A 429-nucleotide genomic window follows, 5' to 3' on the forward strand; every position below is an offset into this window, starting at 1 on the left:
GCCGTTCCGTTTTATCGGGCAGCCACGCGAGTCCCGCTGCCGTAACCCGCGGCTCGGTACGGAGCGACGGGTTCAGGTGGTATATGAGCTCGTTGATTCGGCTCAAATCGTCCCGCAACGCCGAGTCCGAGACGAGGGAGCGGAGCAAGCCGACCATGCTGGCTATTTCGTCGGTGCTGATTTCAAAGTCGCAGCGCAAATCGGCGGCGTCTTCGTACAAAAAACAATACGCCAGATACTTATCCATATCGCGCCTCCTTCACAGCCGACGCCTCGCTGAACGCGCGGCGGCTTGCCCAGCCCATACTCCCGCCGCTTTCTCCGCCTGTTGTTTCAAACCCGCAAAATTCATCCGCGCCCCGACGGTGAGCGTAATGCCGGGCATCGGGTAACCGTCGAAGGACTCGTAAGACGCGTTGAGCCCCTCAT

Annotated in this window: 1 protein-coding gene; it reads right to left on the bottom strand. The window is 60.1% G+C overall.

Annotated elements, in window-relative coordinates; translation table 11 throughout:
* Window positions 1-247 (bottom strand): hypothetical protein (locus tag AWU74_RS08715; RefSeq protein ID WP_368853477.1); only part of this gene is annotated, 247 nt, incomplete at its 3' end.
* Window positions 248-429 lie beyond the last annotated feature (182 nt).

Source organism: Treponema endosymbiont of Eucomonympha sp. (assembly GCF_001028545.1).